Annotated in this window: 21 protein-coding genes; 11 read left to right on the forward strand and 10 right to left on the reverse strand. The window is 52.5% G+C overall.

The features are described from left to right. The first annotated feature begins 60 nt into the window (after positions 1-60). From rlmKL to rmf, 6 genes are all read left to right on the forward strand, one after another. On the forward strand, positions 61-2,181 hold the full coding sequence (gene rlmKL / locus GEAM_RS05320; RefSeq protein WP_034789281.1) for a bifunctional 23S rRNA (guanine(2069)-N(7))-methyltransferase RlmK/23S rRNA (guanine(2445)-N(2))-methyltransferase RlmL: 2,121 nt from the start codon (positions 61-63) through the stop codon (positions 2,179-2,181). A gap of 5 nt (positions 2,182-2,186) precedes the next feature. Next, entirely contained in the window at positions 2,187-4,091 is a 1,905-nt protein-coding gene (locus tag GEAM_RS05325; protein WP_034789282.1) for an ABC transporter ATP-binding protein, read from the forward strand. An 80-nt stretch (positions 4,092-4,171) separates the two neighbouring features. Further along, positions 4,172-5,437 carry a membrane integrity-associated transporter subunit PqiA gene (gene pqiA, locus GEAM_RS05330; RefSeq protein WP_034789283.1) on the forward strand — a complete coding sequence of 422 codons (1,266 nt, stop codon included), beginning with the start codon at positions 4,172-4,174 and terminating at the stop codon, positions 5,435-5,437. Continuing rightward, entirely contained in the window at positions 5,424-7,082 is a 1,659-nt protein-coding gene (gene pqiB / locus GEAM_RS05335) for an intermembrane transport protein PqiB (protein WP_034789285.1), read from the forward strand. Before pqiA ends, pqiB begins: the two co-directional genes overlap by 14 nt. Then, positions 7,079-7,657 (forward strand): membrane integrity-associated transporter subunit PqiC, encoded by a 579-nt coding sequence (gene pqiC, locus GEAM_RS05340; RefSeq protein ID WP_034789287.1) that lies wholly within the window; start codon positions 7,079-7,081, stop codon positions 7,655-7,657. The genes pqiB and pqiC overlap by 4 nt, the downstream gene beginning before the upstream one ends. Before the next feature lie 276 nt (positions 7,658-7,933). Next, complete coding sequence (rmf, locus tag GEAM_RS22555; protein ID WP_072009867.1) at positions 7,934-8,101, forward strand: ribosome modulation factor; 168 nt, start codon at positions 7,934-7,936, stop codon at positions 8,099-8,101. Between the two features lie 153 nt (positions 8,102-8,254). On the opposite strand, the gene fabA is transcribed toward rmf, so the two are convergent. Next, positions 8,255-8,773 carry a bifunctional 3-hydroxydecanoyl-ACP dehydratase/trans-2-decenoyl-ACP isomerase gene (gene fabA / locus GEAM_RS05345; protein WP_034789289.1) on the reverse strand — a complete coding sequence of 173 codons (519 nt, stop codon included), beginning with the start codon at positions 8,771-8,773 and terminating at the stop codon, positions 8,255-8,257. A gap of 68 nt (positions 8,774-8,841) precedes the next feature. Beyond that, positions 8,842-10,608 (reverse strand): AAA family ATPase, encoded by a 1,767-nt coding sequence (locus tag GEAM_RS05350; RefSeq protein ID WP_034789291.1) that lies wholly within the window; start codon positions 10,606-10,608, stop codon positions 8,842-8,844. Positions 10,609-10,818: 210 nt separating this feature from the next. On the opposite strand from GEAM_RS05350, the gene matP reads away from it, so the two are divergent. Then, on the forward strand, positions 10,819-11,274 hold the full coding sequence (gene matP / locus GEAM_RS05355; protein ID WP_034789293.1) for a macrodomain Ter protein MatP: 456 nt from the start codon (positions 10,819-10,821) through the stop codon (positions 11,272-11,274). Positions 11,275-11,562: 288 nt separating this feature from the next. Here the strand turns inward: matP and ompA are convergent, their stop codons facing one another. Together ompA and sulA are read right to left on the reverse strand one after the other, a co-directional pair. Then, entirely contained in the window at positions 11,563-12,642 is a 1,080-nt protein-coding gene (ompA, locus tag GEAM_RS05360; RefSeq protein ID WP_034789295.1) for a porin OmpA, read from the reverse strand. 359 nt (positions 12,643-13,001) lie between these two features. Next, positions 13,002-13,514, reverse strand: coding sequence for an SOS-induced cell division inhibitor SulA (gene sulA / locus GEAM_RS22560; RefSeq protein WP_072009868.1), 513 nt, complete (start codon positions 13,512-13,514; stop codon positions 13,002-13,004). 218 nt (positions 13,515-13,732) lie between these two features. Between sulA and GEAM_RS05365 the strand changes: the two genes are divergently transcribed. Beyond that, a complete protein-coding gene (locus tag GEAM_RS05365) occupies positions 13,733-14,359 on the forward strand; it encodes a TfoX/Sxy family DNA transformation protein (RefSeq protein ID WP_034789297.1) in 627 nt (208 codons plus the stop codon). 46 nt (positions 14,360-14,405) lie between these two features. On the opposite strand, the gene yccS is transcribed toward GEAM_RS05365, so the two are convergent. Beyond that, positions 14,406-16,547: a YccS family putative transporter gene (yccS, locus tag GEAM_RS05370; RefSeq protein WP_034789299.1), complete on the reverse strand. Its 2,142-nt coding sequence runs from the start codon at positions 16,545-16,547 to the stop codon at positions 14,406-14,408. 91 nt (positions 16,548-16,638) lie between these two features. Further along, positions 16,639-17,100: a YccF domain-containing protein gene (locus tag GEAM_RS05375; RefSeq protein WP_034789300.1), complete on the reverse strand. Its 462-nt coding sequence runs from the start codon at positions 17,098-17,100 to the stop codon at positions 16,639-16,641. 191 nt (positions 17,101-17,291) lie between these two features. On the opposite strand from GEAM_RS05375, the gene helD reads away from it, so the two are divergent. Continuing rightward, on the forward strand, positions 17,292-19,346 hold the full coding sequence (gene helD / locus GEAM_RS05380; RefSeq protein WP_034789301.1) for a DNA helicase IV: 2,055 nt from the start codon (positions 17,292-17,294) through the stop codon (positions 19,344-19,346). A gap of 63 nt (positions 19,347-19,409) precedes the next feature. On the opposite strand, the gene GEAM_RS05385 is transcribed toward helD, so the two are convergent. Then, complete coding sequence (locus GEAM_RS05385; RefSeq protein WP_034789302.1) at positions 19,410-19,871, reverse strand: methylglyoxal synthase; 462 nt, start codon at positions 19,869-19,871, stop codon at positions 19,410-19,412. Between the two features lie 131 nt (positions 19,872-20,002). Next, positions 20,003-20,662 carry a DUF2057 family protein gene (locus GEAM_RS05390; RefSeq protein ID WP_051899413.1) on the reverse strand — a complete coding sequence of 220 codons (660 nt, stop codon included), beginning with the start codon at positions 20,660-20,662 and terminating at the stop codon, positions 20,003-20,005. 202 nt (positions 20,663-20,864) lie between these two features. Between GEAM_RS05390 and GEAM_RS05395 the strand changes: the two genes are divergently transcribed. Then, the gene (locus GEAM_RS05395; RefSeq protein WP_034789303.1) at positions 20,865-21,278 is read left to right on the forward strand and encodes a CoA-binding protein; all 414 of its coding nucleotides are present in this window, start codon (positions 20,865-20,867) and stop codon (positions 21,276-21,278) included. A 73-nt stretch (positions 21,279-21,351) separates the two neighbouring features. On the opposite strand, the gene hspQ is transcribed toward GEAM_RS05395, so the two are convergent. Both hspQ and rlmI read right to left on the reverse strand, forming a co-directional pair. Then, positions 21,352-21,669: a heat shock protein HspQ gene (hspQ, locus tag GEAM_RS05400; protein ID WP_034789304.1), complete on the reverse strand. Its 318-nt coding sequence runs from the start codon at positions 21,667-21,669 to the stop codon at positions 21,352-21,354. A gap of 124 nt (positions 21,670-21,793) precedes the next feature. Then, positions 21,794-22,987 carry a 23S rRNA (cytosine(1962)-C(5))-methyltransferase RlmI gene (gene rlmI / locus GEAM_RS05405; RefSeq protein WP_034789306.1) on the reverse strand — a complete coding sequence of 398 codons (1,194 nt, stop codon included), beginning with the start codon at positions 22,985-22,987 and terminating at the stop codon, positions 21,794-21,796. Positions 22,988-23,084: 97 nt separating this feature from the next. Here rlmI and yccX point away from each other — a divergent pair, with 97 nt between their 5' ends. Continuing rightward, entirely contained in the window at positions 23,085-23,363 is a 279-nt protein-coding gene (yccX, locus tag GEAM_RS05410; protein WP_034789308.1) for an acylphosphatase, read from the forward strand. Positions 23,364-23,384 lie beyond the last annotated feature (21 nt).

The raw sequence follows: 23,384 nt of genomic DNA on the forward strand, positions 1-23,384 counted from the left end.
TGACAAGCTGGCTGGATTAGCTATAATGCGCAACTATTTTCTTTTTGGTGATATGTCGATATGAACTCTTTGTTTGCCAGCACGGCGCGTGGACTGGAAGAACTTTTAAAAAGCGAACTGGAAACGCTGGGTGCGCAAGCCTGCAAAGTTGTGCAGGGAGGGGTGCATTTTGAAGGTGACGATCGCCTGCTGTACCAAAGTTTGCTTTGGAGCCGTCTGGCTTCGCGTATTCTTTTGCCTCTGAATGAATTTAAAGTCCACAGTGACTTAGACCTTTATCTGGGTGTGATGGCAATCGACTGGCCGGAAATTTTCGGCGTCGATAAAACCTTCGCAGTGCATTTTAGCGGGCTGAACGATGAGATCCGTAACAGCCAATACGGCGCGTTGAAAGTGAAAGACGCCATCGTTGACAGCTTCACCCGCAAAATTGACCAACGTCCAAACGTGGCGAAACAGCAACCAGACATCCGCGTTAACGTATTTTTGCAGCGTGATACCGCCAGTGTAGCTCTGGATTTGAGCGGCGAAGGCTTGCACCAGCGCGGCTACCGCGACCTGACGGGTCAGGCTCCGCTGAAAGAGAGTCTGGCGGCCGCCATCGTGATGCGTTCAGGCTGGCAAGTCGGTACGCCGATGGTTGACCCAATGTGTGGCTCCGGGACTTTGCTGATTGAAGCGGCGATGATCGCAGCCGACCGCGCGCCGGGCCTGCATCGCCAACACTGGGGCTTTACGGCTTGGAACAAGTTTGATGCCGAGCTGTGGCGTGAACTGACCGCCGAGGCGCAGGTGCGTACGCGCCGCGCAGTGCAGGAAACCACTTCTCGCTTCTTCGGCTCAGATATTGACCGCCGCGTGATTGAAATGGCCCGTGCCAACGCCCGTCGCGCCGGGGTTTCTGAGCTGATTAGCTTTGATGCCAAAGAAGTCGGCAAGTTGACTAACCCACTGCCAGAAGGCCCGACCGGCACGGTTATCAGCAACCCGCCATACGGCGAGCGACTGGAAAGCGAACCCGCGCTGATTGCCTTGCACAACCTGCTGGGCCGCATCATGAAGACGCAGTTTGGCGGCTGGCAGTTGTCGCTGTTCAGCGCCTCGCCGGAGCTTCTGAGCTGCCTGCAACTGCGCGCCGATCGTCAATTCAAGGCGAAAAACGGCCCGTTGGAATGCGTGCAGAAAAACTATCAGTTGGCTGAGAACCCGGCCGGTGCTGCTGGTGCGCAAATTGCGGAAGACTTCGCCAACCGTCTGCGTAAAAACGTGAAAAAGCTAGAGAAGTGGGCCAAGCAGCAGGGTATCGAATGCTACCGCCTGTATGACGCTGACCTGCCAGACTACAACGTGGCGGTTGACCGCTACGGCAGCAAAATTGTGGTGCAGGAGTATGCGCCGCCGAAAACCGTCGATGCGCAGAAAGCCCGCCAGCGCCTGTTCGACGTGATTAACGCCACGCTCTCGGTGCTGGATATCTCCTCCAGCCAGCTGATCCTGAAGACGCGTGAGCGCCAGAAGGGCAAAAATCAGTATGAGAAACTGGCCCAAAAAGGCGAATTCCTGCTGGTGGAAGAGTATAACGCCAAGCTGTGGGTGAACCTGACTGACTATCTGGACACCGGCCTGTTCCTTGATCACCGCATTGCGCGTAAAATGCTGGGTGAAATGAGCAACGGTAAAGACTTCCTCAACCTGTTTGCTTATACCGGCACGGCGAGCGTTCACGCGGGTCTTGGCGGCGCGCGCAGTACTACTACGGTAGATATGTCGCGTACTTATCTCGAATGGGCAGAGAAGAACCTGCGGGCTAACGGCTTGACCGGACGCCAGCATCGCCTGATTCAGGCTGACTGCCTCTCATATTTGGGCATGTGTGACGAGCAGTTCGACGTGATATTCATTGATCCACCGACTTTCTCAAACTCAAAACGCATGGCCGACAGTTTCGACGTTCAACGCGATCATCTGGCATTAATGAAAGATTTGAAGCGTATTTTACGTCGCAACGGTACCATCATGTTCTCCAACAACAAGCGCGGTTTCCAAATGGATCTCGACGGGCTGAGCAAACTCGGTCTGAGCGCAAAAGAGATCACCAGCCAAACCCTGTCGCAGGATTTCGCCCGTAATCGTCAAATTCATAACTGCTGGCTGCTGTCCCACGCCGGCGAGGAAAAATAAAGTTTATGTCGTTAATTAGTATGTCAGGTGCCTGGCTGTCATTCAGTGACTCGCCGCTGTTGGATAACACCGAATTACACATCGAGCCAAACGAGCGCGTGTGTCTGGTAGGCCGTAACGGTGCCGGTAAATCGACGCTGATGAAAATCATCAACCGCGAAGTGCCACTAGATGATGGCCGCATCGTTTACGAGCAAGATTTGATTGTGGCGCGTCTGCAACAGGACCCGCCGCGCAACGTGGAAGGCACGGTTTTCGACTTCGTTTCTGAAGGCGTTGCCGAGCAGGCTGAGCATCTGAAAGCCTACCACGCGATTTCTCATCTGGTGGAGTCTGACCCGAGCGAGAAAAACATGAACAAACTGTCTCAGGTGATGGAAATCCTTGACCATCAGGGCCTGTGGCAGCTCGACAGCCGTATCAACGAAGTGCTGTTGCAACTGGGTTTAGACGCCGACACCGAGCTGAAATCGCTCTCCGGCGGCTGGCTGCGTAAGGCAGCTCTGGGCCGCGCGCTGGTCAGTTCTCCGCAGGTCTTACTGCTCGACGAACCGACCAACCACTTGGACATTGAAAGTATTGGCTGGCTGGAAGAATTCCTTAAGGAGTTCCCGGGCAGCATTATCTTCATTTCCCACGACCGTTCGTTTATCCGCAATATGGCGACCCGAATTGTCGATCTCGATCGCGGCAAGCTGGTCTCTTACCCGGGCAATTACGAAACTTACCTGCTGGCGAAAGAAGAAGCGCTGCGCGTGGAAGAGTTGCAAAACGCCGAGTTCGACAAAAAACTGGCGCAGGAAGAAGTGTGGATCCGTCAAGGCATCAAGGCGCGCCGCACCCGTAACGAAGGCCGCGTTCGCGCACTGAAAGCCTTGCGTCGCGAGCGCTCCGAGCGTCGCGAAGTGATGGGCACGGCGAAAATGCAGGTGGAGGAGGCGAGCCGCTCCGGCAAAATCGTCTTCGAAATGGAAGATGTCAGCTACGCCATCTCCGGCAAACAGCTGGTCAGCCATTTCTCCGCACAGGTACAACGTGGCGACAAAATCGCGCTGGTTGGCCCGAACGGCTGTGGTAAAACCACCTTGCTGAAACTGATGTTGAGCCAGCTTCAGGCCGACAGCGGCCGCGTTCACTGCGGCACCAAGCTGGAAGTGGCTTACTTCGACCAGCACCGCGCCGAGTTAGATCCAGAGCGCACCGTGATGGACAACCTTGCTGAAGGTAAGCAAGAGGTGATGGTCAATGGCCGTTCTCGCCACGTGTTGGGCTACTTGCAGGACTTCCTGTTCCACCCGAAACGCGCGATGACGCCAGTCAAAGCCCTGTCCGGTGGTGAGCGTAACCGCCTGCTGTTAGCGAAATTGTTCCTGCGTCCAAGCAACCTGTTGATTCTCGATGAACCGACCAACGACCTGGATGTGGAAACCCTCGAGCTGCTGGAAGAGATGATCGACAACTATCAGGGCACCGTGATGCTGGTAAGCCACGACCGTGAATTTGTTGATAACTCAGCCACTGAATGCTGGATTTATGAAGGCGATGGCGTGATCAACAGCTATGTTGGCGGCTACCATGACGCACAGCATCAGCGCCGTAACCAGAAGCCTATTCGTCAGGTTGCAGCCACTGAAACGAAAGCTGTGCCGCAGCCGAAGACAGAACCTGCTAAACGCACGGCGAATAAGCTCAGCTATAATCAGCAGCGCGAGCTTGAACTTTTACCGCAACAAATCAGCGACTTTGAAGTTCGCATTGCTGATTTACAACAGCAGATGAGTGATGCCAACTTCTTCACTCGTCCGCATGACGAAACGCAGCAGGTGCTGAACGCACTGGCTGCGGCAGAGCAGGAATTAGAGCAGGCTTTTGAACGTTGGGAAGCGCTGGAAGCGCAGAAAAACGGCTAAGTTTGCCCTCAGCTGTGCAGACGAGCAGGGAGCGCGTCGTCTGCACAGCTTTTGCCCTTAGCGCACTTGAGGAGTTAACTGTGTGTTCTCATGTCCATGACCCGCACATTTTGTGTCCACAATGCGACTTGTTGGTGGAGATCCCGGTTATTGCCATCGGGCAAAAGGCGAAGTGTCCGCGTTGCCACACCACGCTGACCTCCCGCTGGAAAGAACCTCGTAAACGTCCTATCGGCTTCGCCATCAGCGCGCTGTTTATGCTGCTGCTCGCCAACCTTTTCCCCTTTGTTAATATGAATGTCGCCGGGCTGAGCAGCGAAGTGACGCTGGTGCAGATCCCTCGGGTATTAGTGTCTGATAACTATGCCAGTATGGCGTCGCTGTTCATGATAGTTGTCCAGCTCCTGCCAGCGATTTGCATGCTGTCTATCATTGTTCTCTGCCTGAACACGCGGCTCTCCACCCAGTGGAAAGTCAGCATTGCGCGCACGCTTTTCCGCCTCAAAACTTGGTGCATGGTGGAGATTTTCCTCGCCGGGGTGCTCGTCAGTTTCGTCAAGCTGATGGCCTATGGCGACGTCGGCGTTGGCACCAGCTTCCTGCCTTATGTGCTGTTCTGTCTGCTGCAACTGCGCGCCTTCCAATGTACCGATCGTTACTGGCTGTGGCAGCAGGTCGAACCCGCGCCGCGCCTGACTCAGCCGCTGAAAATTGGCGAAAGTGGTCTCAGTCAGGGGCTGCGTTCTTGCCACTGCTGCATGGCGATTTTGCCCGTCGAGCAGTCGGTGTGTAGCCGCTGTGAAACTAAGGGCCACGCGCGGCGCAAAAACAGCCTACAGTGGACCATGGCGCTGCTGGTCACCTCACTGCTGCTCTACATCCCGGCCAATTTATTGCCAATCATGATAACTCAGGCCCTCGGCACCAAAATCACTTCGACCATTATGGCGGGCGTGGTGCTGCTGTGGAGTGAAGGCTCTTATCCGGTGGCGATGGTGATTTTCATCGCCAGTATTATGGTGCCGTCGCTGAAAATGCTGGCGATTGGCTGGTTGTGCTGGGATGCCAACAGTAATAAGCAAATCGACAGGGAAAGGTTGCACGTGATTTATGAAGTGGTGGAGTTTGTTGGGCGCTGGTCAATGATTGACGTTTTCGTCATAGCCGTGCTTTCTGCACTGGTCAGAATGGGGCAGCTAATGAGTATTTATCCGGACATCGGCGCACTGCTATTTGCTGGGGTCGTTATTCTTACTATGTTCGCCGCGATGACTTTCGACCCAAGATTGATTTGGGATCGGGCCGGAGTTCAGTCTTTGAAGGAGCAACAAGATGGCGGAAAATAATATCAATGAGAATCACAACGGCACCGCGAAGGTCGAGAAGATCAAACGCTGGTCGCCGGTGTGGATCATTCCGATCGTTACGGCATTAATCGGGGCTTGGATCCTGTTTTACCACTACAGCCATCAGGGGCCAGAAGTGACGCTGGTCACCAGCTCCGCTGAGGGCATTGAGGGTGGTAAAACGACCATTAAAAGCCGCAACGTTGATGTCGGCAAAGTCGAAAGCGTCACCCTGAGTGAAAACCTGCAACAGGTTATCATCAAGGCGCGCCTGAACTCCGGCATGGAGAAGATGCTGCGCGACGACTCCATCTTCTGGGTGGTGAAACCTCAGGTGGGCCGTGAAGGTATCTCGGGGCTGGGCACTTTGCTCTCAGGGGCTTACATCCAGCTCCAGCCGGGCAATAAAGGTGAGGAGAAAGCGCAATATGCCTTGAATGACTCGCCGCCGCTGGCCTCGCCGGACGCCCAAGGCATCCGCGTTATTCTGGAAAGCGAGCGCTCCGGCCAGCTCAGTCCGGGTGACCCGGTGCTGTTCCGCGGCTTCCAAGTGGGTACTGTGGAAACCAGCCACTTCGACCCGAAAGCCCGCAATATCAAATATCAGCTATTCATCCGTGCGCCTTATGACGGCTTGGTGACCGATAACGTGCGCTTCTGGAAAGACAGCGGCGTTAACTTCGACATGTCCGCACAGGGCATGCGCGTCGAGATGGGTTCCCTCACCACCTTGTTCAGCGGCGGCGTAAGCTTTGACGTGCCGAACGGCTGGGAGCAGGGCACGGCGGCCAAAAATGGCGATAACTATCAGCTGTTTGACGACCAACGCAGCATTCAAGAGTCGCTGTACACCAAGCACATCGACTACGTAATGTTCTTCTCCGACTCGATTCGCGGCCTGCAACCGGGCGCGCCAGTTGAATTCCGTGGCATTCGTCTGGGGACCGTGGCACAGGTGCCTTATCCAATGAACGTGCTGAAACAGCAGATGGATAATGATTACCGTATTCCGGTGCTGATTCGCATCGAGCCAGACCGTTTTGCCCAGCTGATTGGTAATGATTTCAACATCACTGACCATATCCGCGACGGCATTGCTCGGGGTCTGCGCGGCTCCATGAAGTCTGCTAACTTGCTGACTGGCTCGATGTATGTCGATCTCGACTTCTATCCAAATGAGAAACCGTGGAAAGGGCCGTATCAGATTGATGGTCAGAAACTGTTGCCGACCGTGAGTGCTGGTTTCGCGCAGATTCAGCAGAAGCTGATGACCACGCTCGACAAGATCAACGGCTTGCCAATCGAACCTATGCTGCGCGAGGCGACCACGACGCTGGCCGAAAGCCAGAAGACGATGAAAGCCACGCAGAAAACCCTCGATTCGCTGAATGCGATTGTGGGCAGCAAAGAGATGAAGAATCTGCCGCAGGATATGCAGCAGACGCTTATACAGCTGAATCGCAGCCTGAAAGGCTTCCAGCCTGGTTCCCCGGCTTACAGCAATCTGGTGGGAGATATGCAGAGTCTGGATAAAACCCTGCGTGAATTGCAGCCGGTGCTGAAGACCTTGAATGGTAAGAGTAATGCACTGATTTTCGCCGCCCCTGGGCAAGATGATCCTCAGCCGAAGAAGGCCAAACAATGATGAAATGGATACCTGTCGTCTTAGCACTGTTTCTGACTGCCTGTAGCAGTAGCGATCAGAAAACTTATTATCAGCTGCCTATCGTCGGCAACGCGCCAGCGACCACGGCAGCTAACAGCGGCAGCCTGCTCCCACAGGGGCAGCAGCGTCAGTTGTGGATTGAGCATGTCAGCGTCGCGGACTACTTAGCGGGCAACGGTCTGGTTTTCCAGACCAATGACGTGCAGTACGTCTTGACCCAAAACAACCTGTGGGCCAGCCCGCTTGACCAACAGCTCCAGCAGTCATTGGTCACCTATCTTGGTCGAGACCTGCCGGGGCGCGTGGTGTCAGCACAGCCAGCCAACAATGCAGAGCAAGATGTGTTGAACGTCAATGTGACCGGCTTTCACGGTCGCTATGACGGCTCTGCGCTGATCAGCGGCAGCTGGGTGCTAACGCGCGATGGGCAGACCATTCAGCGCAGCTTTAACCTGACGCTCAAGCAAAATGAAGATGGTTACGACGCGCTGGTGCGCACGCTGGCTGCGGGCTGGCAGCAAGAAGCAAGCCAGATCGCCAGTCAGCTAAGATGAACATTTTTTAAGCTTAATTTAATTTAAGATAAAGACGCAAAATCCCGAATTCTGAGTTTTCAGACTTCGGGATTTTTTATTGGCGATCAGCCAGATGGGTTTTTCTCGGCACGATTAGCTCGCGTGCAATCAGATAAAATAGCTCACGAATATGACATTGGCGTGAAATTTGCGCATTGACCTCACCAAAGATTGCGGCTATTTGTTAAGTGTGGACGCGCAAGCGGGCCACTGTTTTCTTTCCACCTGAACCTGAATAAATGAGGGAACCAAGGCATGAAGAGACAAAAACGCGATCGCCTGGAACGGGCACAATCACGTGGATACCAAGCAGGAATTGTCGGACGCTCAAAAGAAGTTTGTCCGCACCAAGCAGTTGATGCCCGCGCACATTGGCTCGGGGGTTGGCGACAAGCCATGGAGGACAGGGCAGTAACCGCTTAAGCGGCACCTTGTCAGAAAAGGAACAACCTCCGCCACGGGCGGAGGTTTTTGTTTCAGCTTCCCACAAATGCAAAAAAGCGAATATGCAGAACATATTCGCTTTTTTTAGCTTTCAACCTGTGACTAGAGCTTGCCGGGCAAGCTCTGACAGATTTAGAAGGCGCTGGCGTCTTTGAACAGACCCACTTTCAGGTCGGTTGCGGTGTAAATGACTTCGCCATCTACCAGTACTTCGCCGTCTGCAACGCCCATGATCAGTTTACGGTTGATCACGCGTTTGAAGTTCAGGCGGTAGGTAACCACTTTCGCAGTCGGTAAAACCTGACCGGTGAATTTCACTTCGCCAACACCCAGTGCGCGGCCTTTGCCTTCGCCACCGAGCCAGCCAAGATAGAAACCAACCAACTGCCACATGGCGTCAAGACCAAGACAGCCCGGCATAACTGGGTCGCCGATGAAGTGACAACCGAAGAACCACAAATCAGGATTGATATCTAATTCTGCTTCAACGTAACCCTTGCCATGGCTGCCGCCATCTTCTTGCATCTTCACGATGCGGTCCATCATCAGCATGTTGCCTGATGGCAATGGTGGGCCACCGGCACCGAAGAGTTCACTACGGCCAGAGGCTTCTAGATCTTCTTTAGTATAGGAATCGCGTTTATCTACCATGTTCTATGTAAGCCTTATTTTATTGAAGGACGGAGTTTAGCTAACAGGTGTAAGCTGAACAACTCCGATCAGCTGTGGCTGAACCAACTCAACCAGCGAAGTGGCCAGGGGTAACTGCGGCGTTCCTGTGGTAATGCCTGCGCGATACGCTCCTGAATCAAGCCCAGTAAACTTGGGCGAGCTTCTTCAGCTTGCTCTTCGTGAGAGTAAATTAATCCGGTCAGGATAGGCAGTGCTTCACCTGCATTATCAACTGCCCATAAATGGAATTGGCCTTCACGCACGGCGTCAATTACCTGTGGGTGTAAACACAGGTTACGCACGTTGCTGGTCGGGATAATCACTCCCTGATTGCCCGTAAGACCGCGGCGTTGGCAAACTTCAAAGAATCCTTCGATCTTCTCATTCACGCCGCCAATTGGCTGTACGTTGCCGAACTGGTCGACTGAGCCGGTGACCGCGATTTGCTGGTTAATCGGCTGCATCGATAACGCACTAATTAACGCACAAAGCTCGGCCAGAGACGCGCTGTCACCATCGACTTCGCCATAGGACTGTTCGAAAACAATTGAGGCTGAGAAGGGCAGAGGCTGGTCCAGCTCCAGTTCGGAAATTAGGAACGCCTGCATAATCATCATGCCTTTCGCATGCAGATTACCACCCAGCTCGGCTTTGCGCTCAACGTCGGTGAATTCACCGTCGCCCGTGTGTACGACACAGCTAATGCGCGAAGGTTCACCAAAGGCGCGCGGATGTCCCGGATATTCCAGCACCGAGAGGCCGTTAATTTGGCCGATGACTTCGCCTTCGGTTTCAATACGAATTTGACCCAGCTCGATCTCATCTTGCATACGTTCTTGCAAGTAGCTTTCACGCCATGCGCGCCCGTTGATGGCGGCTTCGAACGAAGCTAAGGTCAGTACCTCATCCTGATTATATATCGCCGCTTCGCTAAGCTGCGCGCTGAGCCACGCAGGGCAAAGCGTCAGGCTGCCTTGGTCGGTGCTATAGCGAATCGCCAGACGTAACATCGCGGGCCAGGCTTCGGCTGACAGACGCGGAATTTCCAGCTCGTCGGCCAGCGTGTTGACGTAACCACACCAAGTCGCCATGTCGTCGGCGTCGGTTAACGGCAGATCAGATTCGAACTCGCCATACACGGCAGACTCGAGCAGCTCCGGCTCCATTTCATTGAACTCGCCTAATGAAATGCGATCCCCAACCAACACCAAACGGATGTCTATTGGCATTGAAGGGATAGTCACCGGCAGCGGGCGGCTCTCGTCTGGCGAAACCCAGTGATAAACGCCCTGAGTGATCATCTGCTTCAAACGCAGCCACATCAGCGGCTGAGCGAGCAGGGCGCGAACGGACAGCACCAATACGCCGCCGTTAACGTGATGGATCAGGCCCGGCTCGAGTTGAATTTGATCTTGGTAAATGCGCACACAGCCGAAAAGCTGTTCTGGCTCAATCCACTCTTGATAGTGGCAAGCAAGTTTAGCGGCAAAATTGTCTTCAGCCGTGCTGGCGTCAGCTACAGAGACTTTTCCGCCCTCAATCAGATAGCGGCTGCCAAAGACAGGTCGCTCTTCAGGGAGGATCTCAGCGATTACGTCATTGATGCGGGAAAGATATTCACGGCTCTCCAGCGCTTTAATGGTCATAAAGCGAGGGCGAGAGAGCGGGTGACAGAACAGCGTTAAACCATTTTCCAGTCGTGGCTGAATAGCAGCGAAATCCACTGGGGCCAACTCAGCAGCCGTTGCGAAAATAGCCTCATAGGGCGTGGTATCGGGCAGTAAGAGCTGCCAATCAAGTCGGTTATTGGTCAATGTGTTAGCTGTGTTCTGTAAAATGGGAAAGGGCGATTATACAAGAATAAACAGTGATGAATACAGGGAGTGTCGTGGTTAAGACCTAGGTCACGGCAGCTAAGGTTTGTTCGTGTAAAAATTGAACAGTTTTGCATGCGCTTTTTGCAGTGAAAATTCGAATAAAGCTGTTATGCTTATCAAAGTTACGGGGTCACAGAAGAGCTCACAATGAAATATCAGCAATTGGAAAATCTTGAGAGCGGTTGGAAGTGGAAGTATCTGGTAAAAAAACACCGTGAAGGTGAACGCATTACCCGCCATTTAGAAAATAGCGCCGCCGAAGATGCTGTTGATGAACTTCTCAAATTAGAAAACGAGCCGGTCAAAGTTCTCGATTGGATCGCTAATAATATGAATCCTGCTTTGGAAAATCGCCTAAAGCAGACTATTCGTGCCCGCAGAAAAAGACATTTTAATTCTGAGCATCAGCATACCCGCAAGAAATCCATCGATCTAGAGTTTTTGGTTTGGCAACGACTCGCCGGTCTGGCGCAGCGCCGCAGCTCAACCCTTTCGGATACCATCATCCAACTGTTGGAAGATGCTGAACGCAAAGAGAAGTACGCGAGCCAGATGTCATCTCTCAAAGAAGATTTGCAGCAGATTCTCGGCAACAAAGAGTAGGGGCACTGCGCGAGGCCGGGTCGGCCTTCGCAGCCCTCAGTCAGCCGCCTAGCACTACTTCGTCATTCAGCGCCGCCATCACCTCAGTAATTCCACTCTGTTATTCAACTCCGTTGTTCAAGGCCATTGTTCAACTCTGGCATTCAACCCGAGTACCTCAAGTCATTCGCTATTTATTCAAACAAGCGCACTTATCCAAAACTGACTTCGACAAACTACGCCCATAAAAAAACCCCGCCTAGGCGGGGTTTTTAGTATCTGTCGTTAAACAGTAGAAAGCGGTATGACTTAAGCCTGTGGCTGAGTCACAACGTCTTTGATACCTTTAACTTCGATCTCTACGCGACGATCTGGAGCCAAGCAAGCGATCTGTGCTTTAGTAGCACGGCCAGCTTTGTAGCCACAGGTGTTGCCAGTGATTGAGTTAGTTTCACCCATACCACGTGCAGAGATTTTGTCTTTAGGAATGCCTTTAGATACCAGGTAGTCAACCACGGTTTGAGCGCGTTGCTCAGACAGTTTCTGGTTAGACTGCTCGGAACCTACTGCATCAGTGTAGCCCAGAACAACTACTGAACCGTCTTTCGGATCCAGTGAGCTCAGTTGGGTGTACAGCTGATCCAGAGCCTGCTGGCCTTCTGGTTTCAGGCTAGATTTACCGAAGGTGAACAGAACGTCAGACTTCAGGGTAAATTTCTTGGTTTCTACAACTGGAGCTGGAGCTGGTGCTGGAGCTGGTGCCGGAGCAGCTGCTTCATCTTGACCGAAACGGTAAGAAACACCCACAGACAGCATAGCGTTGTCAGGACGTGCGCCAACGGTAGCAGCATCACCGATGTTGTTAACCCATTGGTAATCCAGACGAGTAGCCCAGTTTTTGGTTACAGCGTATTCGAAACCAACGGCTGCCAGTGGAGAAACACCGGTGTCGTGATCGCTTACGCGGTCGCCAGTTGCGCCAAAGTTACCTTTGGAGTCTGCACGCCAAACCATACCACCCAGACGAGTGTAGATGTCCAGATCGTCAGTCAGTGGGTAGCTCAGTTTAGCAGCCAGTTGAACGCCCTGTGCTTTGAAAGCACCGTTGTTCGTGTCGCCTTTGTAAGGCATGCGGCCAAGCCAGTCATATCCCATTTCAAAGCCCAGGTATTGGTTTGCTTGGTAACCCAAGAACGCACCTGCACCCAGTTGGCTTTCGTGGGTAGGGCCGTTGCCGATACCGTTGTAAGCGTTAGCGAAACCAGTGTCATGGTACTGGGACCAGCCCAGCTTACCACCGGTGTACCAGGTGTTATCTTTAGGGGCGGCTTGCGCTACGGTAGCGAAACCTGCCAGTGCCACTGCTAATGCGATAGCTGTCTTTTTCATTTTTGCGCCTCGTTATCATCCAAATAGGCAATTGAGCTTTAAGCTTTTAAGCCCTTGGTTATAAAATCCTTACGCCAAAGTTATTGCTTCCGTTAAGAACTTGCCACTTTACGTTGGCATTATAGAGCAACCTTGGCGTTGTAAAGTCTACAACGTGGCGAGAAACTTACAAGCTTGATGTGTTAACAGCGTGGAAAAAAAGGGAAAAATGTACACATTTCTTAACATCAAAGGCCATTTGTTGACGAAACTTTGGAGTTAGTTGCACCGTGAAGGGGCAAATTTACCGTTAAAAACCCTGTTTTCAGCACGAATCACTAAAAAACGAGTTAATTTCATCAGAACATTCCTATTTTGAACTAATGGTACACGGAGGACTGAATTTTTACTGTTGATTGCTGTCCATGAGCTGAGATTTGAGCATTTGTCGGTCTCATGATGAATCCGTAAGACCCTCCATGAAGTGCCGCCAGACGCAATCTTTCACGTTCTGAATCATTTAAATCAGGCAGCCACCCCAAAACTACGCTGTAGTTCCCTGTCAAAAGCGCTTTTTCCATCGCATCTACCGGCGACATGGAGTTCATTTGGCTCACCTGAACAATTTTGCTCACCGGCAACCCAGATTGAGATAACCAATTACGGCTCAGTTTCTGTTGCGGGGTTAACCACAGCAACCAGCGTGACTGCAATCCTAAGTGCTGAAGCACCGGTAATAATAGTTCTGACAACGCCGGTTGGCTTTCACAGTATACGAACTCTGTGAGCAGGCCACTATTTCTCGATATCGATGTCGATTGTTTGACGTGCGGTGGAGTTACAGAAACCGCTTGATGCCGTAAATGATGATTTGTCAGAGCTTGAGTTCGCATGATGTATCCTGCCAGTGAGTAACTGTATGGATGTACAGTACTCGTTGGCTGGACAAAGATCAACCCAATTTTTTCCAAGAGATCTCGCAAAAATGGAAGGCAACGGAATGTAATCGCATTTTATGTTTGGTGCTGTGAAGGAGTTTGCGTATTTTGCAAATAGCTTTACGAGTAACAACAAAGGGTACGTTTGGATTTATTCACGAAAGGATATCGCAATGATTAATCGTACAAAAATAAGGGTTTCTGAATCTCAAAAGTTATTTACCTGCCTTGGAAATATCCGCTTTCGCTCGCAGTTTGGGGGCTATAGCTTGTCAGCTAATGGCGTGATGTTCGCCTTAGTCTCTGACGGTGATCTCTATCTGCGAGCCACCCCTGAAAATGAAATGGTTTTTCGCCGTATGGGGATGGAATCGCTGATTTATCGCAAACGCGGCATCGCCATCACGCTGCGCTACTTCAAAGTTGACCAGAAACTTTGGCAAGATGAAGCCCTGTTGATCACCCTTGCCAAGCGATCTTTGCAAGGCATGTTGGACGACATAAAATTGAAAAAAGAGGGTGGGGCTAGACTCAAAGATCTGCCAAATATTTCGCTCAATCTGGAGCGTTTACTGTGGCAAGTGGGCATATCAACCTCTTCCCAACTGCGTGCGCAGGGAGCCTGTATTACCTATTTGAAATTGAAATCGGTGAAACACAGCCTGGGGCTAAATGTGTTAATTGCGCTGGAAGCGGCGATTCAGGGTTTCCACGAGGCGGCTCTGCCAATGGCCTCTCGCGAAGTATTAATGAAGTGGTTTAAATCTCATCAGCGGATGATTGATACGACCGCTCGTTAAAAATAGTGCCAGCAAAGGGTGACTTTGCTGGCTTATCACATCCATTCTAGCTGCTTTGCGCAGGCAAAATTTTGCTGTTCAGATTGGTTATCTCCGGCATATGGGCCAGCAGCAGGCCAATCTGCTGTAAGACCAACTGCTCCTTACTGTCTGACTCGGTGGTTCTCTGCTCAATGCGCGCCATCAGTTGATCAATTGCACGGTGAACTTTCTCCGCATCCGCCGATTCATGATGCAGGGCGTCATCAATGCAGCAAGCCGCATCGTCCAGCAGATTCAGCGTGTCAGTATCTTGCAGCTTCTCCCTGTGTGCCCCCAGCGCCGAAATATAGCTCAGCATGGTGTGGTTCAAACACAACAGTCGGAAAGCGGCTTCAAGGGTTTGCGCATCATTATTTTTTTCCGACGTCATATTGGAAACCACCGAGGCCAGCTCTGCATCGCAGTTATGTGCATCGCGCCGTGCCAGACGATAATCAAGGCTGTTGTCCTTGCCCTGATGGTACTGAACCAGAATGGCATCCAAATAGCGGCAGTTGGCGGTGAAGGTCTTATCTACCACCACCGGAAGCTGTCTGAAGCGCCAATCCGGCCAGATAAAGGTCACCGCCGCCCAGGCGATGGCACAGCCGATTAAGGTATCGATAACGCGCGGAATCGCCACTTCGAAGCCTTCACCCAGCAGGTTAAAGCACAGCAGCACCAGCAGCGTAATGAACATGGTGGCGTGGGCGTACTGCACGTTACGAAACGCAAAGAACAGCAAGCCGCTGATGACGATCAGCACCATCTGGCCTTCGATGGACGGCACGAAATAGAGGATTGGAATGCCTAATGCGATACCGGCCAGCGTGCCGATAATCCTTAGGGCCAGACGGCGGCGAGTCGCGCTGTAGTTCGGCTGGCAGACAAACAGGCTGGTGAGCAATATCCAATATCCATGGTTCAAGCCGCTGATTTGGATAAAGGCGTAGCCAATGACTAACACGATAGACATGCGGATCGCGTGGCGGAACAGGGCGGATTTCGGCGTGAGGTGGCGTGAAATCCGCAGCCAAATGTCATCGATTCCCATCAGCTTGTCGTCGACGAAGGTCTTGGTGTTCTCCTGATTCTCCGGCAGCCCCTGCTCGGATTCGATGCTGGCAAGTTGCGCGTCGATGGCTCTGAGGTTAATTAACAGATGGCGCAGGGCTTGCAGCATTTCGCGATGCTGGGTCTGGGTATCCAGTCTTTTTAAAGCTTCATCAAGGCGCAGGAAAGCGCGCTCAAACTGGGTGTTGTGCTGGTATTTCTGGCGATAAAGAATGCACTGTGACAGCTGCGCGCAGGCCCGAGCCTGCATGCTCATTAAGCGCTGGAAACGAAAGAGAATATCGCTGTGGTGAAACTGCTCGCTGAGCTTTTTGTACTGCACGTGTGAAGAGCTGGCGCGCTCGTGAATATCCTGCACCACGAAGTAATAGTGCAGCGTCCGGCGGGTGCCTTTCTGCCCACGGTCACCTTTCAGCCGGGTCTGTAAGGTGTTTTTGGTTTGATTGAGGGTTGCGACTAACTGGCTATTGGCCATCGCCAGCGCTACCAACTCTTTTTTATTGTCGCCTTCCTGATCCGGGTCGAACAAGGTCGCCTTGGCTTCAAGATAGTGCGCCAGCTGAGAATAACAGCGCGAGATCAAGTCTTGCAGCGGGCGTATCGGGTAGAGAATATGCCCCGCCAGCGTCAGCAGGTTGTACCACACTGCGCCACAAATCAGCAGAACCGGCTGCTGGTACCAAATGTGATACATGCTGGTGCCGAGCATGGTGTAGATAGCAATCAGCAATGCGCCGAAGGCGATGGTGGCGTAGCGCTGCCCCAGCGCGCCGAGCAGAATAAAGCCGCAGGTAGAGACCAGCAGCCCTAAGGCGAACAGCCAAGGGTAGGGGAAAAGTAACTCAATCGAAGCGGAAGCGATAAAGAAACAGACTAAGGTTATCAGCAGGTTGCGAAGCCGCCCCGAGAGGCGGTCATCTAAGTCAGCTAGCGCCGCCGCGACCACGCCTAAAATCAGCGGGATAGTGAGAGTGGGAAACCCCAACCACCAGGGCACGGCGGCGGCCCCGGTTAGCGCAATAAAAATGCGGATGTTGTAAAGGACGTTGCTGTTATAGGCATAACGTCTTAAACCCGGGGTAAAAGAGAACAAGGCGAACTCCACTTAGCAAAACGGCTAATTAAAGGGCTGAAAAACTCAGCAATGATGAAAAACGTTCTATAAATTAATCACTAACTTTGAATTAACGAATTCGGCCATTAGACAAATTGCGCGCCGCTTTGGCTTCTCTGGCCTGTTTAGCCATTTCTACTGATACCACGCGGCGGCCAACCGGCCAAAGAGCAATCACGGCAATTTTGAAATTGGCGATACCCACTGGAATACCAATAATGCTCAGGCATTGCACAATGCCAATAGAGATGTGAGATAGGCAGAGCCACCAGCCGAAAAAGATAAACCAGAAAATGTTCAGCAGCGTGCCGGTGCCAGTTAAGATAGCGTTGCTTTTTTCCGGGTAGAGGTCATTAACGTGCACGGCTTCATTGCCGAACGGAATTAAGGACAGCCGGGTGATTTCCCAGCAAGAACGGGTGAGTGGCAGAGTAAAAATCAGCACGATGCTGATCAGTGTGGCGAATAGCCAGGCCAGCGTGGTAAAAAAGCCACCCAGAACAAAGTTCAAAATATTCAAAATTGCGCGCATGTTATCACTCAGTCATTTCAGAAAAGAGGGTAACGCCAGTGCGTTAACGGAAATCCTACGCTTTTTATTCTACCCTGATGTTGGGGGTAGAGCGCCAGTGCTTATCGCAGGTAAACTGAAGCAAATAATTCCTTAATTAATAACCAGCTACCCGTTAGCGGCTGCAAATACTGAGAAAATGGCGTGATGATATGGAACTGAAATCGACTTCATTTGGAAAACATCTGGCGCAGCACCCTTACAATCGGGTGCGGCTACTCAACGCAGGCGTCGAAGTCAGTGGCGATAAGCATCACTATCTCATTCCTTTCAATCAGTTAATTTCTATTCGCTGTAAACGCGGCATCGTCTGGGGCGAGCTGGAGTTTGAGTTGCCGGAAGAAAAAGTGGTGCGCCTGCACGGCACCGAATGGCAGGAAACTCAGCAGTTTTATCATCATTTGCTCAAAATATGGCGCAGTTGGAGTGAGGAGATGAGTGAGGTGAGCGCAGGCGTGCTGCATCAGCAGGCGGAAAAAATTGCGCGCATCGAGCAGCAGGACAAATGGTTTAAAGGCAGCGAGTTGGCGGCGGTGCAGAAAAGCATTGCCGAAGCCTTCGCCTCGGTGCCGGTCCCCGTCGAACGTTTGCATGAGTTTGAAAATTGCCGCGAAGACTACGAGCTGTGCCTGAGATGGCTGCGTCAGGGCAAGGAGAGCGTGGTGTCACGCAATCAGGCGTGGACTGAGCGAACCATCGAGCAGCACCGCGACTTCTTCGACAACATTGAAACCACGCCGCTGAATAACAGCCAGTGCCGCGCGGTGGTCAACGGCGAAGATGCCGTGTTAGTGCTGGCAGGGGCGGGTAGCGGCAAAACTTCCGTGCTGGTGGCCCGCGCGGGCTGGCTACTCTACCGTCAGGAAGCGATTGCAGATCAGATCCTGCTGCTGGCGTTTGGCCGTCAGGCCGCCGACGAGATGAATGAAAGAATTAAGGAACGCCTGCACACCAGCGACATTAAAGCCAAAACCTTCCACGCGTTGGCGCTGCACATTATTCAGGAAGGCGGCAAGAAAACGCCAAAAATCAGTAAGCTGGAAACCGACAGCAAGGCGCGCCGCAGCCTGTTGATCAAAACTTGGCAGCAGCAGTGCGCTGAGAAGAAAGTTCAGGCCAGCGGCTGGCGGGCGTGGATGACCGAGGAGCTGGAGTGGGAGGTTCCGGAAGGGGATTACTGGAAGAATAAGGCGTTGGCGGAGCGTTTAGGCAGCCGCCTCGAGCGCTGGCTGGGGCTGATGCGAATGCACGGCGGCAGTCAGGCGGAAATGGTAGAGCAGGCTTCCGAAGAAGTGCGAGATCTATTCCAGAAACGTATTCGCCTGATGGCTCCTCTACTTAAAGCGTGGAAGTCAGCGCTAAAAGAAGAAGACGCCGTGGACTTCTCAGGGCTGATTCATCAAGCAGTGAATATTCTGGAGAAAGGGCGTTTTGTCAGCCCGTGGAAACACATCTTAGTCGATGAATTCCAAGATATTTCCCCGCAGCGCGCGCGCTTGCTGGCCGCATTGCGCGAGCAAAATAGTTATACCAGCCTGTTTGCGGTGGGCGATGACTGGCAGGCTATTTATCGCTTTAGCGGCGCGGAGCTTTCCCTGACCACTGCCTTTGAGGGCCATTTTGGCGAAGGGGCGCAGTGCGCGCTGGATACCACCTATCGCTTCAACGATCGCATCGGCGAAATCGCCAATAAATTTGTTTTGCAGAACCCGTATCAGTTGAAGAAGCCGCTCAATAGCCTGACCAAAGGCAACAAAAAAAGCGTCACGATTTTGCCCAATGAGCAGTTGGATGCCCTGCTGGACAAACTAAGCGGCTTTGCCAAAGCCGATGAAAAGATCCTGATTCTGGCGCGTTATCACCATTTGCGCCCGGACGTGTTGCAGAAAGCGGCGACCCGCTGGCCTAAGCTCAATATCGAATTTATGACCATTCACGCCAGCAAAGGGCAGCAGGCGGAGTATGTGATCATTGTTGGTCTGCACGAAGGGAATGACGGCTTCCCGGCCCCGGCGCGGGAATCTCTGTTGGAAGAGGTGTTACTGCCCGAGCCGGAAGATTTTGCCGATGCCGAAGAGCGGCGTTTACTGTATGTGGCAATCACCCGCGCCAAGCATCAGGTGTGGCTGATGCAGGATAAAACGCAGCCTTCAGTGTTTGTGGCCCAGCTTGAAGATTTGGGCGTGCCCGCGCAGAGAAAGCCTTAACCAACTTGCTTAACCCCTTTGGTTAAACCAGTAAAAACGCCCCTGTGAATAGGGGCGTTTTGCTTAGGCTTTCAGGCGGGAAAGCAGATAATTTTGGTAGTCGGGAATAGAAATCTCGACTTCTTCTTTAAACAGCGGCGAGGCGATAAGGAAGTCGGCGGTGGCAAGGTTGGTAGCGACCGGAATGTTCCACACGGTGGCGAGGCGCAGCAGGGCTTTAACATCGGGGTCGTGCGGCACGGCATTCAGCGGGTCCCAGAGGAAAATCAGCAGATCAATCTTCCCTTCGGCGATCATCGCGCCAACCTGTTGATCCCCACCCATCGGGCCGCTGAGCATGCTTTTCACTTCAATCCCGGTATTGCGCTGCACCAGATTGCCGGTGGTGCCGGTGGCATACAGGGTGTGCTGCGACAGCTCCGCAACGTTCTTATCTACCCATTTCATCAAAATGTTTTTGCAGTGATCGTGGGCAACCAGCGCGATATGTTTTTGTTTACCAATGGTGCGGGTGGTGAATTCCATAAGTCTTCCCTTAAACGCCAAATAGAGTTGCGTCCAGAGTACTGAAACTCATATTTTCTGCATAGCTCTGATGCAACAAATCAGCTTGAGGATGAGCCGTTTCGTGACATCAGGCTGATAACTGAGGGTTTTTAGGAAGAGGGGAGGCTAAACCAAGAGAAGAAACGCCCGACGTGCGGCGAGCCGACCAGCTTTGACCAGCTGGCTTTACTGGCGTTGCTGTGCTTTTTGCCCGAAGCGTTGAGCATCGACAGCGAGGTCGCATTGAACAGAGAGTCGTCCTGCTGCTGGGCGGCAGCGGCGAAGGCCGGAACCGAGGCCCGCAGGTTAGACATGTTATAGCGCAGCATCACCTTCTCTAAATCAGCGGCATTGCCATACACCACCTGACGCAACACGTCCCGGCGGCTTGGAATATCGCGACCATCTTGATCAACCAGACGATAATTGAGCTTGTGGCTAAAGAACGCGGCGTCCATTTCGTTATTCAGCGTGGGCAGAATGAAAGAAGCCGAACGGATACCCTTGGCGCTAAAGCTGACAATCATCGCGGGGGAGTGGTACATCAGGGCATTCATGGTGGCCGGGTGCAGGTTTTTGCTGACCTGAAATAAAATCTGATGCTGCCCGGTATCAACTTCAAGGCTTTCAGCTCCCTTGAGGATAGCGCCGGAGATGCGTTTGCCATCCAGCACCAGCAGGTCGATGTCCGATGAAAGTTTCAGACTGGTCGCGCAAACGGGTGCCAGCAGGCAAACCGACATTAAAGCGGCCATTAATCTGACTTTCATAGTTCATCCCTCACTTCTTCCGACAACCTCTATTATTGAGCAATGCGTTGAATGTGTCAAAACTTTACAGGATGTACGTATTGTTACATTTGTGAGCATTTTCTTAGGGATCAGTGCTCTCAGCCGCAGTTTTCAGCGAAAAACTGCCGAACTCTTGGCGCTGAGTTAAACTTGTATTACGTCGCTTAATGAGGGAAATGGCATGCAAGATAATGACATCGTCACCATCTTAAAAGAGGTGAAAACTATTGCGCTGGTGGGGGCGAGTGAAAAGCTAAACAGGCCGAGCAATGGCGTTATGGCTTACTTATTGTCTCAGGGATATGAGGTCACTCCCGTCAGCCCGAAACTGGCCGGAAGCACGCTGCACGGGCAGAAGGTCTACGCCACGCTGGCAGATATTCCACATAAGATTGATATGGTTGATGTTTTCCGCAATACCGAGGCGGCTTACGGCGTCGCGCAGGAAGCCATTGATATTGGTGCCAAGGTGTTATGGCTTCAGTTAGGCGTGATAAGCGAACAGGCGGCGGTGCTGGCGAAACAGGCGGGGCTGAAGGTGGTGATGGACAAATGCCCGAAAATTGAGATCCCGCGTCTTGGTCTGGAGAAATAGGCCGAGCAGCTGAATTGAGACATAAAAAAACCGACCCAAAAGAGTCGGTTTTTTATTGCCGCAGGCAGCAGGTTTAGTGACGCAGGCGCGGTAAAGTCAGCTGGCTGCGAATAGACTCGGCCAAATCATCTAAAGAGCTTTGTTCCGGGTGGGAACGCGCCGCTTCGTGATCGATTTGGATCTCCGCCAGATAAGTGTGTACCGGCTCGCCTTTTTCGTCTTCCATCACCACGTGATACCAAGGCGCGGTGCGCATAGAGTCATCGGTCTCGAGTTCCTCGACCTTTGGCTTCTCAAGCGAATACTCTGCGTCCACGTCAATCACGACGCCGAGATAACCTAACATTCTGTGGCGTACTTGCTGGCCAATACCGAATTTGCTGGCGATCATAGTCATCTCCTGAAAAAAATTACCTTAACTTCTATATGGAGGTTAGCGGCGCTATTTCAAGTTTTGACCCTGTTTTGCGGCGTTAATTCAGGTTCTGTGCCGCGATAAGGCACAGAACGATAAATTACGACATCACTACGCAGGCGAAGCCTTTCAGGTACAGACCTTCCGGGTAAGAACCGATAACCGGGTGGTCAGCGGCCTGACGGAACTGCTCAACAAACTGGATCTCGCGATTGGCGTCCAGCGCGGCGTCGGCGAGGATTTTCTGGAACAGATCGGTAGGCAGCAGGCCAGAACAGGAGAAGCTCAACAAAATGCCGCCCGGACGCAGCAACTGCAATGCCAGCATGTTGATATCTTTGTAGCCACGGCAGGCGCTGGCCAGCTGACTCTTGTTCTCGACGAACTTCGGCGGATCCATAACGATCATGTCGAACTGCACGCCTTCGGTGCGGTACTTACGCAGCAACTGGAACACGTCTTCGCGCACGAACTCGGCTTTCGACAGATCCAGATTGTTCAGCTCAACGTTTTGACGAGCGATGTCCAGCGCGTCTTGCGAAGTATCAACGTTAGTTACTTTCTCACAGCCGCCCATCAGCGCCGACACGGCAAAAGCGCCGGTGTAGGAGAAGCAGTTGAGGACCTTACGGCCTTCGGCATATTTACGCGCAGCTAGGCGGCTGTCGCGCTGGTCGAGATAAAAACCGGTTTTATGACCCTGCTTGATATCCACCAGCAGGCTCATGCCGTGTTCCTGAATCGGCAGCAGAGCCGGTGGCTCGGCGCCAATCACGTGGCCCTGAGTCAGCTCTAAACCTTCTTTCTTACGCACGGCGACGTCGGAGCGATCCCAGATAGCGCATTCCGGGTAACATTTTTGCAGCGCAGCCAGCAGCGGGGCGCGCTGGTATTCAGCACCGGCCGAAAGCAGTTGCAGCACCAGGAAATTCTGGAAACGGTCGATCGTGATGCCCGGCAAACCGTCGGACTCACCGGCAATCAGGCGATAGCCATCAAGCCCGTCACGCTTGGCAATCCAGTTACGCCAGCTTTGCGCTTGCTGTAAGCGACGCACGAAAAATTCGATATCAATATCTTCGTCCTGACGGAAGGTCCAGACGCGCGCGCGGATTTGCGACGAAGGAGAATACGCACCGCGAGCCAGCCATTTCCCCTGACTGTCTACAATATCAATAGTATCGCCAGAGTTTGCTTTACCTTCGACACGGGTTACCGCGCCAGAAAATACCCACGGGTGGCGGCGTAAGAGAGATTTTTCGCGGCCTTTGGCCAAGAATAAACGAGCAGTCATAGAATTAGGTTCTGTCAGTTCGGGGCAAAAAAGAGCGTCATTGTCCGAGCAAGCAGTCTAAATTGCAACGAACCATACCGCTAACGGAGAGAATATTATGGCAAAAGTCAGTATAGCCGCCTATGTCTACGGCCGGGTGCAGGGCGTAGGATTTCGTTTCGCAACACAACAACAGGCCAACGGCTTGGGCCTGACGGGCTATGCCAAGAACTTGGATGATGGCAGCGTAGAAGTCATTGCCTGCGGTGAGCAGGAGCAGGTAGATCAACTGTTGGCGTGGCTCAAACAGGGTGGACCGAAACACGCCAAGGTAGATAAAGTCTTAAGCGAACCCGCGCCGCCGGGGGGTTATAGCGATTTTAAAATCCGCCATTAGCTCCAGACTTTATCTTAATGT

Origin of the sequence: Ewingella americana ATCC 33852, assembly GCF_000735345.1 — a bacterium.
GTDB lineage: Bacteria > Pseudomonadota > Gammaproteobacteria > Enterobacterales > Enterobacteriaceae > Ewingella > Ewingella americana.